This window comes from Deinococcus fonticola, from assembly GCF_004634215.1.
GTDB lineage: Bacteria > Deinococcota > Deinococci > Deinococcales > Deinococcaceae > Deinococcus > Deinococcus fonticola.
The window spans coordinates 16,545-29,311 of record NZ_SMMH01000012.1 but is presented as its reverse complement, the minus strand read 5'-3'; the positions used below and the strand labels follow the sequence as shown (position 1 = coordinate 29,311).

General features: G+C 65.2%; 12 protein-coding genes. 5 read left to right on the top strand and 7 right to left on the bottom strand.

The features are described 5' to 3' along the window. Window positions 1-97: 97 nt before the first annotated feature. The 3 genes from E5Z01_RS08740 (at window position 98) to E5Z01_RS08730 (ending at window position 2,556) form a co-directional block, all read left to right on the top strand. Window positions 98-646, top strand: coding sequence for a gamma carbonic anhydrase family protein (locus E5Z01_RS08740; protein WP_135229012.1), 549 nt, complete (start codon window positions 98-100; stop codon window positions 644-646). A gap of 144 nt (window positions 647-790) precedes the next feature. Next, window positions 791-1,579: an enoyl-CoA hydratase/isomerase family protein gene (locus E5Z01_RS08735; RefSeq protein ID WP_135229011.1), complete on the top strand. Its 789-nt coding sequence runs from the start codon at window positions 791-793 to the stop codon at window positions 1,577-1,579. Beyond that, window positions 1,576-2,556, top strand: a complete 981-nt coding sequence (locus E5Z01_RS08730) for an MBL fold metallo-hydrolase (protein WP_135229010.1) — start codon at window positions 1,576-1,578, stop codon at window positions 2,554-2,556. Before E5Z01_RS08735 ends, E5Z01_RS08730 begins: the two co-directional genes overlap by 4 nt. 135 nt (window positions 2,557-2,691) lie before the next feature. Here the strand turns inward: E5Z01_RS08730 and hutH are convergent, their stop codons facing one another. Genes hutH through hutU form a run of 5 tightly spaced genes read right to left on the bottom strand, consistent with a single transcriptional unit; the run spans window position 2,692 to window position 8,866 of the window. Beyond that, window positions 2,692-4,266, bottom strand: coding sequence for a histidine ammonia-lyase (hutH, locus tag E5Z01_RS08725; RefSeq protein WP_135229009.1), 1,575 nt, complete (start codon window positions 4,264-4,266; stop codon window positions 2,692-2,694). Then, window positions 4,263-5,468, bottom strand: a complete 1,206-nt coding sequence (hutI, locus tag E5Z01_RS08720) for an imidazolonepropionase (RefSeq protein WP_135229008.1) — start codon at window positions 5,466-5,468, stop codon at window positions 4,263-4,265. The genes hutH and hutI overlap by 4 nt, the downstream gene beginning before the upstream one ends. Next, window positions 5,455-6,276: a hypothetical protein gene (locus tag E5Z01_RS08715; RefSeq protein WP_135229007.1), complete on the bottom strand. Its 822-nt coding sequence runs from the start codon at window positions 6,274-6,276 to the stop codon at window positions 5,455-5,457. The genes hutI and E5Z01_RS08715 overlap by 14 nt, the downstream gene beginning before the upstream one ends. Next, window positions 6,273-7,190: an agmatinase gene (locus E5Z01_RS08710; protein WP_135229006.1), complete on the bottom strand. Its 918-nt coding sequence runs from the start codon at window positions 7,188-7,190 to the stop codon at window positions 6,273-6,275. The genes E5Z01_RS08715 and E5Z01_RS08710 overlap by 4 nt, the downstream gene beginning before the upstream one ends. Beyond that, entirely contained in the window at window positions 7,187-8,866 is a 1,680-nt protein-coding gene (hutU, locus tag E5Z01_RS08705; protein WP_135229005.1) for a urocanate hydratase, read from the bottom strand. Before hutU ends, E5Z01_RS08710 begins: the two co-directional genes overlap by 4 nt. Window positions 8,867-9,007: 141 nt before the next feature. Between hutU and E5Z01_RS08700 the strand changes: the two genes are divergently transcribed. Further along, entirely contained in the window at window positions 9,008-10,027 is a 1,020-nt protein-coding gene (locus E5Z01_RS08700; RefSeq protein ID WP_205750478.1) for a serine hydrolase domain-containing protein, read from the top strand. A gap of 46 nt (window positions 10,028-10,073) precedes the next feature. Beyond that, a complete protein-coding gene (locus E5Z01_RS08695; RefSeq protein WP_135229004.1) occupies window positions 10,074-10,817 on the top strand; it encodes an IclR family transcriptional regulator in 744 nt (247 codons plus the stop codon). A 170-nt stretch (window positions 10,818-10,987) separates the two neighbouring features. Here the strand turns inward: E5Z01_RS08695 and E5Z01_RS08690 are convergent, their stop codons facing one another. After that, a complete protein-coding gene (locus tag E5Z01_RS08690; protein WP_240738251.1) occupies window positions 10,988-12,322 on the bottom strand; it encodes a S8 family peptidase in 1,335 nt (444 codons plus the stop codon). A 99-nt stretch (window positions 12,323-12,421) separates the two neighbouring features. Continuing rightward, a complete protein-coding gene (locus E5Z01_RS08685; protein ID WP_135229003.1) occupies window positions 12,422-12,694 on the bottom strand; it encodes a hypothetical protein in 273 nt (90 codons plus the stop codon). Between the last annotated feature and the right edge of the window lie 73 nt (window positions 12,695-12,767).

Sequence of the window (12,767 nt, the reverse complement as noted above, 5' to 3'; positions counted from 1 at the left end):
AAGCCATCCTCCTTCCAGTTTCTCCCCCTGGTGGAGTACTCGAATTCACTTCCTGCAACTTGATTGACTTTCCTGCCTCTGGCGCACGGAGGCTGCTGTGGCCCTGATCATCCCTTTCGCCGGTAAAACCCCGAAAATCGGCCAGGACGTTTTCCTGGCGCCCACCGCTGTGCTGATTGGTGACGTGGAGGTGGGGGACAACACGTCCATCTGGTTTGGCTGTGTGCTGCGCGGGGATTTCGGGGCCATCCGGGTCGGGCAGAACTGCACGTTGCAGGACAATGCCGTGATTCACAGCGGCGAGGACTGCGACACCATCCTGGGAAACAGCGTGACGCTGGGCCACAACGTGACCGTCGAGGGCTGCGTGATCGGGGACAACACGCTGATCGGCGTGAACGCCGTGGTGCTGCCTTACAGCCGCATCGGCACGGGCTCCCTGATCGCCGCCAGCAGCCTGGTGCTGGAACGCGCCGAGATTCCCGATTACGTGCTGGTCACTGGTATACCCGGTAAGGTGAAAGGCCCGCTGGAAGGCCGCGCCCGCGACTGGACCGGGTTTGCGCCGCGCGACTACCTGAAGATGCAGGCCCGTTACCGCGCCGAGGGCATCGATAAGCTCCCCCTGGACTCGCCGAATCCCTGACCGGGGGGGCGGAGGGATTGGCCTGTTCCGCAGCAGCGAGAGGGTCATTCCTGCGAAAAGCCGTGGGCACAGAGTTCTTGGCTTTTTTCATGCCAGCAAGCGTCCTTTGTTCCCCTTTGCTGCTTTTATGGCGACAATGAACGCATGAGTCTAGTGTTGACCGAAAACCGCGCTCACCTTCGCATTCTGAAATTGAACCGGCCGGAGGTGCGCAACGCCATGAGCGGCCCGATGATGGCCGAATTGATGGCGGCGCTGGACGCGGCGGAAGTGGACCGGGACGTGCGCGGCGTGATTTTCACCGGGGAAGGCTCGGCCTTCTGCGGCGGCCTGGATGTGGAGGAGTTGAAGGCCATGGCTGCCCGCTCGCCGGAGCAGCACCGGGCGGATGCCACGGCGTTTGCGAACATGCTGGAGCGCATTTACCTGTTTCCCAAGCCGACATTCGCGGCGGTCAACGGGCACGCGGTCGGGGCGGGGGCGGGCATGGTGTGCGCGGCCGATTTTGCCGTGCAGGACGCGAAAGCGAAGGTGGGGTTCACCGAGGCGAAAATCGGCTTTGTGGCGGCGGTGGTGGCGGTGTTCGTCATGCGTCAGTTGCCGGAAAAACACGCCCGCGATCTGCTGCTCAGCGCCCGCCTGCTGGGCGCCGAGGAAGCCGCCCGCATGGGCCTGGTCAACGAGGCCGCAGCGGAGGGGCAGGCCTTGGCCCGCGCCCTTGAACTCGCGGAAGCGGTGACGGCGAACGCGCCCATGAGTCTGCGCGTCACGAAGCAGATGCTGGCCGACGCGCCGCACCAGAGCTTGCAGGAAGGATTGAAGCAGGCGGCCGAGTTGAACGCCGCCGCGCGCGCTTCCGGGAGTCTGAAAGAGGGTGTGGCCTCCTTTCTGGAGAAACGCGCCGCCGACTGGAACGCGGTGGCCGAAAGATGACGCCGGACGTGACCGTGACCCGCGTGCTGGACACCCTGCACGTGCTGGAAGTGGCTATTCCGTTTCCCATGAAAACCGTGACGATCACGGTCGATACGGCGTCCCCGGTCACGTTGATCGACACGGGGATTTACACGCCGCAAGCGCGGGCGGGGCTGGAGGCGGGCCTGGCGCAACTGGGACTGAAATTCAGTGACGTGCAGCGCGTCATAGTCACTCATCACCACCCGGACCACTACGGCATGGCGGGTCTGCTGGAAGAAGCGGGCGCGGAAATCTTCGTGCTGGATATCGAGGCCGAGTCGGGCCTGGCCTACTGGCGCGACTGGGACGCCTGGTTGCCGAAGTTGCTGGCGCAGATGCATGCGAACGGGCTGCCGCCGGAGATGCACGGCGCGCAGGAAAGGTTTCACCGTTCCGTGCGCGGTATGGTCGTCCCCGCCAAAAAATGGACGCTGCTCAGGGAAAACGGTGACGTACAACTGGCCGGGCGGGACTGGCAGGTGTTGTGGCTGCCCGGTCATGCGGACGGTCACCTGGGCCTGTGGCAACCCGAGGAAAGTCTGCTGATCGCGGCAGACGCGATTTTGCCGCGTATTACGCCCAATATCGGGCTGTACGCTTACAGCCGCCCGGATCCTCTCGCCGATTACCTGGACACGCTGGACAGCCTGACGAAACTGGCGCCCCAGCGGGCGATCGTGGGCCATCACGGCCCGGTCATGTCGGGGGTGGCAGAGCGGGCACAGGCACTCAGGGCGCACCATGCCGAGCGGCTGGAATTTCTGAAGAACGCAGTCGGCAGGGCGCCGGGCAGCGCCTGGGAAATGTCGCGCGTGATGTTCCCCAGACCGCTCAACGAGGCGAACCTGCGTTTTGCCCTGGCCGAGACGCTGGCGCATCTGGAGCACTTGCACTTGCAGGGGCAGCTGGGCCGCGTCGAGGAAGGGAGCGTGGTTCGGTTCATACCCATCTGAGGATTTGCTGCGGTGTTCAGGTCGGGCGGTTAAAGGGGTTGCCGCTTGATGACCAAACCATTTTTCCTCCATCCGTTCAAAAACTAGAGTGGAAGGCTACCCTCACCTTCCACTCCTTGACTGCCGCGTCGTCATTCAGTGGCGGGAAGTGCTGTCTCCGAATTCTGGCACGCGGGCGGACGCGCCCTCGTTGGCGACGGGTTCCAGCGGTTCATGGCGGGCCACATGCAGAAGCCGCCCGGAACGAATTTCCTCGGCAATACGCAGCACATCCGGGCGGTAATAGCGGTCCTGGTCGAGGTGCGGCACCAGCGAACGGATGTGCTCGTAGGCGGCCTGCACGCCCGCACCCGCCCGCAGGTTCTGGAAGTCCAGGGCCTGCGCCGCCGCCATCAGTTCGATACTCAGGACGTTTTGCACGTTCGCCAGGATCTGCCGCAACTGCCGCGCTCCGTGGGCACCCATGCTCACGTGATCTTCCTGATTGGCACTGGTCGGAATGCTGTCCACGCTCGCCGGGTGGGCCAGCACCTTGTTCTCGCTGACCAGCGCGGCGGACGTGTACTGCGCGATCATCAGGCCGCTGTTCAGGCCGCCCTGTGGGGTCAGGAAGGCGGGCAGGCCGCTCAGCGACGGGTTGAGCAGCTGCTCGGTACGGCGCTCGCTGATGTTGCCCAGTTCCGCCACTGCCACCTTCAGCGCGTCGATGGTCACGGCCAGCGGCTGACCGTGGAAATTGCCGCCGCTGACGACCTCGCCCGTTTCCGGGAAGATCAGCGGATTGTCCGTCACCGACGCGAACTCGATGTTCAGAACCCTCTCGGCATGTTCCAGCGCGTCCCAGGTGGCGCCGTGAACCTGCGGTACGGCCCGCAGGCTGTAGGCGTCCTGCACCTTGCCGTCGCCCGTGAGGTGACTGGGGGCAATCTCGGAACCGTGCAGGAACCCTCGCACCTGCGCTGCCACCGCCACCGCGCCGGGGTGCGGGCGCAGGCCCACCACATCGGCCCCGAACGGACGGTGAGAACCGTACTTAGCTTCCACCGTCATGGCCGCTGCCAGATTCGCCGTGCCCAGCAGCACTTTGGCGTCGTGCAGGGCCAGGGCCAGCAGGCTGCCCATCAGTTGCGTGCCGTTGATGAGGGCCAGCCCTTCCTTGGCCTGCAAGGTCACGGGTTGTAGGCCCAGGTGGGCCAGGACTTCGGCACTGGGACGCACTTCGCCGTGATATTCGACTTCGCCCAGGCCAATCAGCGCGAGAGCAAGGTGGGCCAGCGGCGCGAGGTCGCCCGACGCGCCCACACTGCCCTGCGCGGGAATGACCGGGTGCGCCCCGGCATTCAGCAGAGCCAGCAGCAGTTCCACCACTTCCACGCGCACGCCGGAGTGCCCCAGCGCCAGACTCTGCGCCCGCAGCAGCAGCATCCCGCGCACCACCTCGGCGGGCAGCGCCTCACCCACCCCAATCGCGTGCGACACGATCAGGTTGTGCTGAAGCTGCGCCAGTTGGTGACGGTCAATCTGCACGTTCTCGAACTTGCCGAAGCCCGTGTTGACGCCGTAGATGGCCGTGTCGCCCTGCACGATGCTTTCAATCACGTCGCGGGCGGTTTGAATGCGGCGGCGGGCGGCGTCCGACAGTTCCACTTTTTCGCTGTGTCGTACGACAGAAATGAATTGGGGAAGAGTGAGGTTGTTGTCCAGAATCATTGTTTTACTCCTGCAATAAAAACATCAGCCACCGGACTTGCGCCCAGCGTATACGGCAGGTCGCGCCAGTCGGGGCTGTGCAGAACGGAGAAATCGGCCCGCTGGCCTGCACTGAGGCTGCCCCGGTCGTTCAGGCCCAGCGCGGCGGCGGCATTCACGGTGCAGGCGGTGAGGGCTTCGGCGGGGGTGAGCCTGTTCAGGCGAATAGCCAGCGCCAGCGCCAACTGCGTGCTGAACGCGGGCGAGGAACCGGGGTTGAGGTCGGTGCCCACCGCCACGACTGCGCCCGCGTCTACCAGTTGACGGGCAGGCGCGGCGGGCAGGCCGAGGTGCAGCGTCACCCCCGGCAGAATCGTCGCCACCGTGCCGGACGCCGCCAAGGCAGCAATCTGCGCGGGGCCGCTGGCTTCCAGGTGGTCCACGCTGAGTGCGCCCAGTTCACAGGCCAGTTCGGTGCCGCCAATCGCGTGAAACTGGTCGGCGTGTAGTTTGAAGCGCAGGCCGTTGGCCCTGGCCGCCTCAAACATGGCGCGGGTTTCGTCCACGCTGAACGCCTCCTGCTCGCTGAACACGTCTACCGCCGCCGCCAGTTTTTCACGCGCCACACGCGGAATAAGGTCGTTGCAGACACCCTGCACATACTCGGCGCGGCCCTGTTCAGGGGGAACGTGAATCAGCAGTGTGGGAATCAGTTCAAATTCAGCCTGCAACTCGCGCACCGCCTGAAGCATCCGCAGCTCGGCATCGAAATCCAGGCCGTAACCGCTCTTGACTTCTACCGTTGTCGCGCCCGAATCGCGCAACGCTCCCAGGCGCGGGCGGGCCAGCCGGACCAGTTCGGGCACGCTCGCGGCAGCGGTGGCCCGCATGGTCGAGCGAATGCCGCCACCCCGACTCAAAATTTCCTCGTAGGTCGCGCCGCCCAGTTTGGCTTCCCAGTCGCGCAGGCGGTCGCCCGCCCAGACCGCGTGGGTGTGCGGGTCAATCAGGCCGGGCACCACGGCCCGCCCGCCCAGGGCAAGGGTTTGAGCGGCAGCCGGAGCAGCGGAAGCAGGGCCGACCCACTCAATCAGGCCGTTTTTGACCAGCAGGGCAGCATCCTCCAGCACGGTCAATTCACGCATGGCCGCGCCGCGCTGGGGGCCGGGCCGGGGTGTTACGAGCTGGGAGATGTTCGTAAAGAGCGTTTCAGCGCCAGACATAGGGTTCCTCGTCCTTGGGGCCTTCCGCATAGCCGCAACAGGGATCGCGGGGCGAGTTGGAAAGTGGGGCCATCATCCAATCGCCGCCTTCGCGTGGATGAGCTTGCTTAGGGTGGGTTTTGGCGTGTGTGGCGCAGAATTTGGCGTATCCATCTTCCCAGCATTCGTTCATCGTGCAAAGGCGGGTGGCTGCTTCGCCACACTCGCGGCACTTCCATTCGGGCCGCACGTTTCTGGCAATCAGTCGCACCTGATTTTTGGCAGGCCAGGCTGTTTCCAGGCGTTTGATGACCTTAAGTTGAACATAGGTGGTCGTCCCCATGTCGTACTCGTAGCGCAAGGAAACATCGCCAGCAAAAGCCCCGGAAAGTTTGGTAGTCAGTGGTTTTTCCAGTGGAAAGCGGTTACGGGTCATGTTGAGGTAATGTTCGCGAGCTTCAGGCGGTAAATCTTCCAGAAAGGGGTCATCTTCGTCGTCCCATTCGGGTTCGGGATCAGCCGTATAGATGATGGTTCGTTCGTTTTTAGCGCGGTACTGAAACAGGCTCATGTGCCCGCAGCACTCCATCCACACGTCGCGTAGAAAGCGGTCAAGGTCGCGCAAAGTCCCCTCTTCACGCGCCAGGATATGCAGGATGAAGGGCGAAGCTTCCGCCGTGAGCCACAGCGTCGGCGCGGGCTTTTCGCCTTTCAGGGGTTTACGCTCGGTCAGCAGCTTGGTCAGGCGGCGCTTGGCCTGTGGGCGGGCGATCACTTCATCACTGACTTTTGATTGCAGCGGCAGGGGTGGCTTTTTGCTACCAGTCACTCCTGAGTCTCCCAGATTTCGCATAACGTCTCCATAATCAGCCGCGCCATCAGCAGTTCGCTGCGCCCGCTGGGGTCGAGGCCCGGCGCAAGTTCCACCAGGTCCAGGCCCACCACGTTATTTTTTGCCGCCGCTGCGCTCAGAATCTTCATGCCCTGCGCGTAGGTCAGGCCGTCGGGTTCGGGGCTGGACGTACCGGGAATCACGGCGGGGTCAAAGCCGTCCACGTCAATGGAAAAGTAGACATTTTTGCCCTGTGGCAGCCGCTCCAGCACGCCCGCGAGGTCGGCGGACACGTCATCCATCGGGATCAGGGTGTGGCCCCGCGCCCGCGCCGCCGCCACCGCTTCGGGGTCGAAGCGCAACCCGCGCAGGCCCACGGTGGTGATGTGCTTCAGGTTGGGCAGCGCCTCACACGCCCGCCGAAAGGGGCTGGAATTGCTCCATTTGGTGTCGTTGCGAATATCGGTAAAGTCCAGGTGCGCGTCCAGTTGCACGATATGCAGCTCCGGCACGTCATCGAGGGCACGCAGCAGTGGATAACTGACGCTGTGGTCGCCGCCCAGGAACACCGGCACCCGGCAGCGCCCCCGCACCTGCCGTGCCGTCTCGGTGATGCGGTCATGGGCGAGTTGGGGTTCGAGCGAGGGCAGAATCACGTCGCTGGCATCGGCAAAGGTCACGCCTGCGAGGCGGGTTTTGCCGTCCAGGCCAGTAAAGGGCGGCACACTTCGCAATGAGGCTTCGCGCAGGGCACGCGGCGCAAAGCGTGCGCCGGGGCGAAAGCCCAGGGCAATATCGAAAGGCACGCCCAGCACGGCTACGTCCGCCTGCCAGTCGCCGGAAGGCTCGACCAGCGGGGCGCGGGCAAAGGTAGGAATGCCGGAATAGGTCAGGTGGCCAGGCATGCTCATGCGTGGTCTTCGATGCCCAGGCTGGGCAGGTCGATGCCGCGTTCCCGCGCCACGTCCAGCGCGAGGTCGTACCCGGCGTCGGCGTGGCGAATGACGCCCATGCCGGGGTCGTTGGTCAGGGCACGTTCGAGCTTCAGGGCGGCGTCGTCGGTGCCGTCGGCGACGATCACGAAGCCGGCGTGCTGGGAGAAGCCCAGGCCCACGCCACCGCCGTGGTGGAAGCTCATCCAGCTGGCCCCCGACGCGATGCCCACCCCGAAGTTCAGCAGCGCCCAGTCGCTCACGGCGTCGCTGCCGTCCTTCATGGCCTCGGTTTCACGGTAGGGGCTGGCGACACTGCCGGCGTCCAGGTGGTCGCGCCCGATCACGATGGGGGCCTTCAGGCGGCCATCCTTCACCATCTGGTTGAACAGTTTGCCCGCTTGGTCGCGTTCCTTGTAGCCCAGCCAGCAGATGCGGGCGGGCAGCCCCTGGAAGGCGATCTGGTCGGCGGCGTAGGTCAGCCAGCTTTGCAGGCGTTCGTCGTGCGGGAACAGTTCCAGCAGCGCCTGGTCGGTGGCGCGAATGTCCTCGGGGTCGCCGGAAAGGGCCACCCAGCGGAACGGCCCACGGCCCTCGCAGAAGCTGTCGCGGATGAAGGCGGGCACGAAGCCAGGGTAATCGAAGGCGTTTTCCACGCCCCACTCGAAGGCCCGCTGGCGCAGGTTGTTGCCGTAGTCGAAGGTCACCGCGCCGCGCTGCTGGAGTTCCAGCATGGCCCTGACGTGCGTCGCCATCGCCTCGTAGGCGCGTTTGCGGTATTCCTCGGGGTGATCCTCGCGGAGCTTGTTCGCGTCCTCGTCGGGCGTGACGGGCGGGATGTAGCCCCACATCGGGTCGTGGGCGCTGGTCTGGTCGGTGAGCAGGTCGGGCGTCCAGTTCAGCTCCAGCAGTTGCGGCACGAGCTGCGCCGCGTTGCCCTGCACGCCGATGGAGCGGGCCACACCCTGGGCCTTGTACCCCTCGGCGCGTTTGATGGCGTCCGCGAGGTCACCCGCCACCTCGTCCAGGTAACGGGTTTCCAGGCGTTTCTGGATGCGGGTGGGGTCGATCTCGATGTTGATGCTCACACCGCCGGCCAGCTTCACCGCGAGGGGCTGCGCGCCGCCCATGCCGCCCAGGCCGGCGGTGACGGTGATCGTGTGCTTCAGGGTACCGCCGAAGTGCTTCTGCGCCGCGCCCGCGAAGGTCTCGTAGGTGCCCTGCAGGATGCCCTGCGTGCCGATGTAGATCCAGCTGCCGGCGGTCATCTGGCCGTACATCATCAGGCCCGCTTTGTCCAGCTTGTCGAAGGTCTCCCAGTTGGCCCAGTGCGGCACGAGGTTGCTGTTGGCGATCAGCACGCGCGGCGACCACTCGTTCGTCTTCAGCACCGCCACCGGTTTGCCGGACTGCACCAGCAGGGTCTCGTCGTTCTCCAGCCGGTCGAGGGTCTCCACGATCTTGTGGAAGGCCTCCCAGTTGCGGGCGGCCTTGCCGCGCCCGCCGTACACCACCAGCTGTTCGGGGTGTTCGGCCACTTCCGGGTCGAGGTTGTTCATCAGCATGCGCTTGGCGGCTTCCTGAACCCAGCCTTTGGCGGTCTTTTCGGGGCCTCTGGGGGCGCGGATCACGGGGGCAGTTTCGGTCTGGGTCATGGGGTTCCTCCTGGCAGGTTTTAAGTTGCGTCCATGCTGCCGGGAGTGACCGGCAACCACAACCTGTTTTTCCGGTTATTACGGAAAGAAGGCGGGAAGAGTGAACAAAGCCAGAGTGAAGCCCCATACAATACGCGAATTATGTGTAAGACCGACACGCTGGTCGCAGAGATTCATTCTCTGATGCAGTCCCATCAATTTTCAGGGGTGATCCGGCTGGATCGGAAAGGTGAAACGCTGCTGGAATCCGGTTACGGACTGGCTCAGCGCGCGCTGAATCTGCCCAACACGCCGCAAACACAATTTGGTATTGCCAGTGGAACCAAGACCCTGACGGCACTGGTCATCATCAGCCTGATAGCCGAGGGCAAATTCAAGCTGGAAAGTCGGGTTCGGGCATTGTTGAGCAGCGATTTACCCTGCATTGCCGATGAGGTGACCATTGAACACCTGCTGAGTCACCGTTCCGGCATAGGCGACTATCTGGATGAGAACGACGACCCGGACCTGAATGACTACCTGATGCCCGTTCCAGTTCACCGCCTGGTGAACACACTCGATTACCTCCCGCTGCTGGACGCGAAACCCATGAAATTCAGCCCTGGTGAGCAGTTTGCTTACTGCAATAGCGGTTTCGTGGTGCTGGCACTCATTGCGGAACGCTGTACCGGGCTTTCCTTCGCAAACCTGGTGCGGCAGCGGGTGACTGAGCCAGCCGGCATGTCCCATACGGCTTTTCTCCGCTCGGATGAGTTGCCTGCTTCAGCGGCCCTGGGTTACCTGAGTGACCCCCAGACAGACCGTACCAATGTCCTCCACCTTCCCGTGCGGGGCAGTGGGGACGGCGGCATCTACTCCACCGCTGGAGACATTCACAGGCTCTGGGACGCCCTTCTGCTGGGGCGCATCGTGGACAAGGGGTGGGTGGACGAGATGCTGCGCCCCAGGAGCACCTTCGCTTCCGGCGGGGGGTATGGTCTGGGCCTCTGGCACGGCGCGGAAGGCAGATACTGGATGATGGGGGCCGACGCGGGAGTGGGCTTTGCCAGTGGTGTCCTTCCTGCGCAGGACTTCCGCCTCACTCTCCTGTCCAACGTCACTGAGGGAACGGACGCAGTGTTTCGCGACCTGTCGAAAAGGCTGCTGGCTGAAGTGAATTGAGTCAATCCGCTGTTCTGCGGTTATTACGGAAAGGTAAACTGGCAGCGTGACCCGCTCGCTTGCCACCGTTGACGCTGCCGTGTGCGTGCTGGAGGCCTTCGACGCCGACCACACCGAGTGGTCGCTCAGCGAACTGGCCCGGCAGGTGGGGCAACCCACGTCCACCGTTCACGAGCAACTGACCACCCTGACGCACAACGGGTTACTGATGAAGGTGGGGCGCGGGCGCTACCGGCTGGGATGGCGGCTTCTGAAACTGTCCAGTGCGCTTTACGGCAGTGTCCCCTGGTACGGCCCGGCGCACGACGCCATGAACGCCCTGGCGCGCGGCACCCACGCCCTGGCTTTTCTGGCGGTTCTCAACGGCCCGGATGTCCTTTGCATCGCCCGCAGCGTGCAGGGCCGCGAAGGCGAGAGCGTGGTCGGTGAAACGCAGTTCGTGTTGCCGGCGCACGCCAGCGCCAGTGGAAAACTGCTGTACGCATTGCACGGCCTGGATTTGCCCCCGGAGCGCGAACCGTTCACGCCCCGGACCGGCCCTTTCCCGTGGCCCCAGGAGGCGGCCCTCATTCGCTCGGATGGGCTGGCGCGCACGCGGGACGAGTGGTCGCCGGGAACCAGTGGCCTGGCGGTGGCCCTCCGGGACGCGCGGGGCGACGTGGTGTGCGCCCTGGGCCTCAGTTTTCCCAGCGCGCGCTGGGCGCACTCGGACACGCTGGTGCGGCGTCTGCGCGACGCGGCAGCGGACGTGAACTGGAAACTGGGCCATCGCCCCCCGAGTCCGCCGTGAGGAGTCCGCAGTGAGGGGTTGAGAGCCGTTCTCCGAATGACGCGCGCTGTAGAAGGGCCCCTCAGCGCGCTCCACTCTCTCCTGCGCAGCTGGGCCCGTCCGTCTTGCTCGTCTGAATTCACTCGCGCTGCTCGGCCAAAAGCACGGCGTTCTTTTGTCAACTGCTCCAGTTACTTCCCGGTGATGGCCCCGGTCACGGCGGCGCGGGCGTCCAGCAGGGGCAGGCCGGCGGCGTTGTTGACTTTGCCCAGCAGCAGGGCGCGGGTCTGGGCGGCGCTGAGGCCAGGATTGGCGGCCCGCATCAGGGCGGCCACGCCTGCCACCTGCGGCGCGGCGAAACTGGTGCCGGCCATGGCGGCGTACCCCCCGCCGGGGGCCAGGGTCAGCAGGTCGTGTGCGCTGCTGCCGTCGCCGGCCCCACCGGGGGCCACGATGTCCAGGGCACGGTTGCCGGGCGCACTGGGGCGGGCACTGTACCAGGTCAGCGTGTCGTCGCTGCTGCCCACCGCCCCCACGGCGATCACGGCGGGGTGACTGGCGGGGTAGTACACATCGGTGCTGGTGTTGCCGGCGGCGGCCACCAGCACGGCGCTGACGGCGGCACTGCCCAGCGCCTGATCCAGTGCCTTGTCGCCGGGATTGGTGGGTACGCCCAGGCTGATGTTGATGACCTTCGCGCCGCGCTTCACGGAGTCGTAGAGCGCGGCGGCCAGGTCGGAAGTGGAGGCGCCCTCACTCGTCATGACTTCTTCCAGCAGCAGCGGTTGCTGCTGACCGATCCCGCTCAGGCCCGCGCCATTGTTGCCGGTCGCCCCGATGATGCCGGCGGCGGCGGTGCCGTGCGTGTACACGTGCGAGACGCTGCCGCTGAGCGTGCCGACCTGCGAGACGTTCGCGTTGACGCGCCCCTGAAGTTCCGGGTGGGTGGTGTCCACGGCAGAGTCGAGCACGGCGGTCAGCGCGCCGCTGAGGGAGAGGCTGCATTTTTGCAGCACGTCCCACGCAGCCGGCACCTGAATGCGCGTCAGGTACGTTTGCGTCATGGGTTCGCCGTTTACGCGCAGGCCCGCGTTGCCGGGAAAGCCAGGGTCGTTGGTCACGGCCAGCGGCTGGTACAGGAAGTCGGGTTGCACCTGAAGGCCAGCGTCCTTCAACTCCTGCGCGAAAGCCTGGTCGGTCTTGCCGGCGGGCGTGCGCACTTCCTGCAGGCCCGGCGTCACGGTGGTTACGTTCAGGGCTTGCAGAGCCGCGACGCCCTGCGCGGTCATGGTGGCCGGACTGGCAATCAGCAGTTTGCCGCTGGCGTGCGGCGCGGTCCAGTTGGTGGCGGGGGTCAGGGCGGCAGGAGTCGGCGTGGTGGTCACGCTCAGGGAGGTCATGGCCTGCGAGCCCAGCGCCGCGCAGCCGACACCGGAAGCGGGCGGGTCGCCGGCGGCGGGTGCCGATCCGCAGGCGGCGGCCAGCAGCGCGAGAATCAGGGCGGCGCAGGTCAGGGGCAACTTCATCGACCCATGCTACGCGGCCGGATCTGACGTCAGCCTAGAACCTGATGAGAGTTGACGCCCCCACAGTGGGGAGGGTGCCAGGGAATTCGGCGACCTGCTCTAAAGGCTTTTTTCCAGCCAGTCGAGGTTGAAGAATACGCGCCCGACCCTGGGGGCCAGATCGATCAGGATGTCCGTGGGGTTGGTGGGCGGCCAGCGGCCCAGCAGCACCGGGCTGGTGGGTCCGCCGGGCAGGGTGCGTTTGTTGATCAGGATGGCCGCGCCGTAGCGCTCGCCGACGTACCCGGTGAGTTCCCCCAGCGCCTGCGGGTCGATCTCATGCCCGGCGGGCACGTGCAGCACCAGCAAGGGTTGTAGATCAGCTTCGCTCATAACAGAATTTTAGGACTGCAATCTGACCGGACAATGTGTTGCTGGTCAGGGGTAAGCCAGACGACCCCACCCC

Coding starts and splice junctions, on each gene's coding strand:
- E5Z01_RS08735 (WP_135229011.1), top strand. CDS start 791: ATGAGTCTAGTGTTGACCGAAAACCGCGCTCACCTTCGCATTCTGAAA.
- E5Z01_RS08730 (WP_135229010.1), top strand. CDS start 1,576: ATGACGCCGGACGTGACCGTGACCCGCGTGCTGGACACCCTGCACGTG.
- hutH (WP_135229009.1), bottom strand. CDS start 4,266: ATGATTCTGGACAACAACCTCACTCTTCCCCAATTCATTTCTGTCGTA.
- hutI (WP_135229008.1), bottom strand. CDS start 5,468: ATGTCTGGCGCTGAAACGCTCTTTACGAACATCTCCCAGCTCGTAACA.
- E5Z01_RS08710 (WP_135229006.1), bottom strand. CDS start 7,190: ATGAGCATGCCTGGCCACCTGACCTATTCCGGCATTCCTACCTTTGCC.
- hutU (WP_135229005.1), bottom strand. CDS start 8,866: ATGACCCAGACCGAAACTGCCCCCGTGATCCGCGCCCCCAGAGGCCCC.
- E5Z01_RS08700 (WP_205750478.1), top strand. CDS start 9,008: ATGTGTAAGACCGACACGCTGGTCGCAGAGATTCATTCTCTGATGCAG.
- E5Z01_RS08690 (WP_240738251.1), bottom strand. CDS start 12,322: ATGAAGTTGCCCCTGACCTGCGCCGCCCTGATTCTCGCGCTGCTGGCC.
- E5Z01_RS08685 (WP_135229003.1), bottom strand. CDS start 12,694: ATGAGCGAAGCTGATCTACAACCCTTGCTGGTGCTGCACGTGCCCGCC.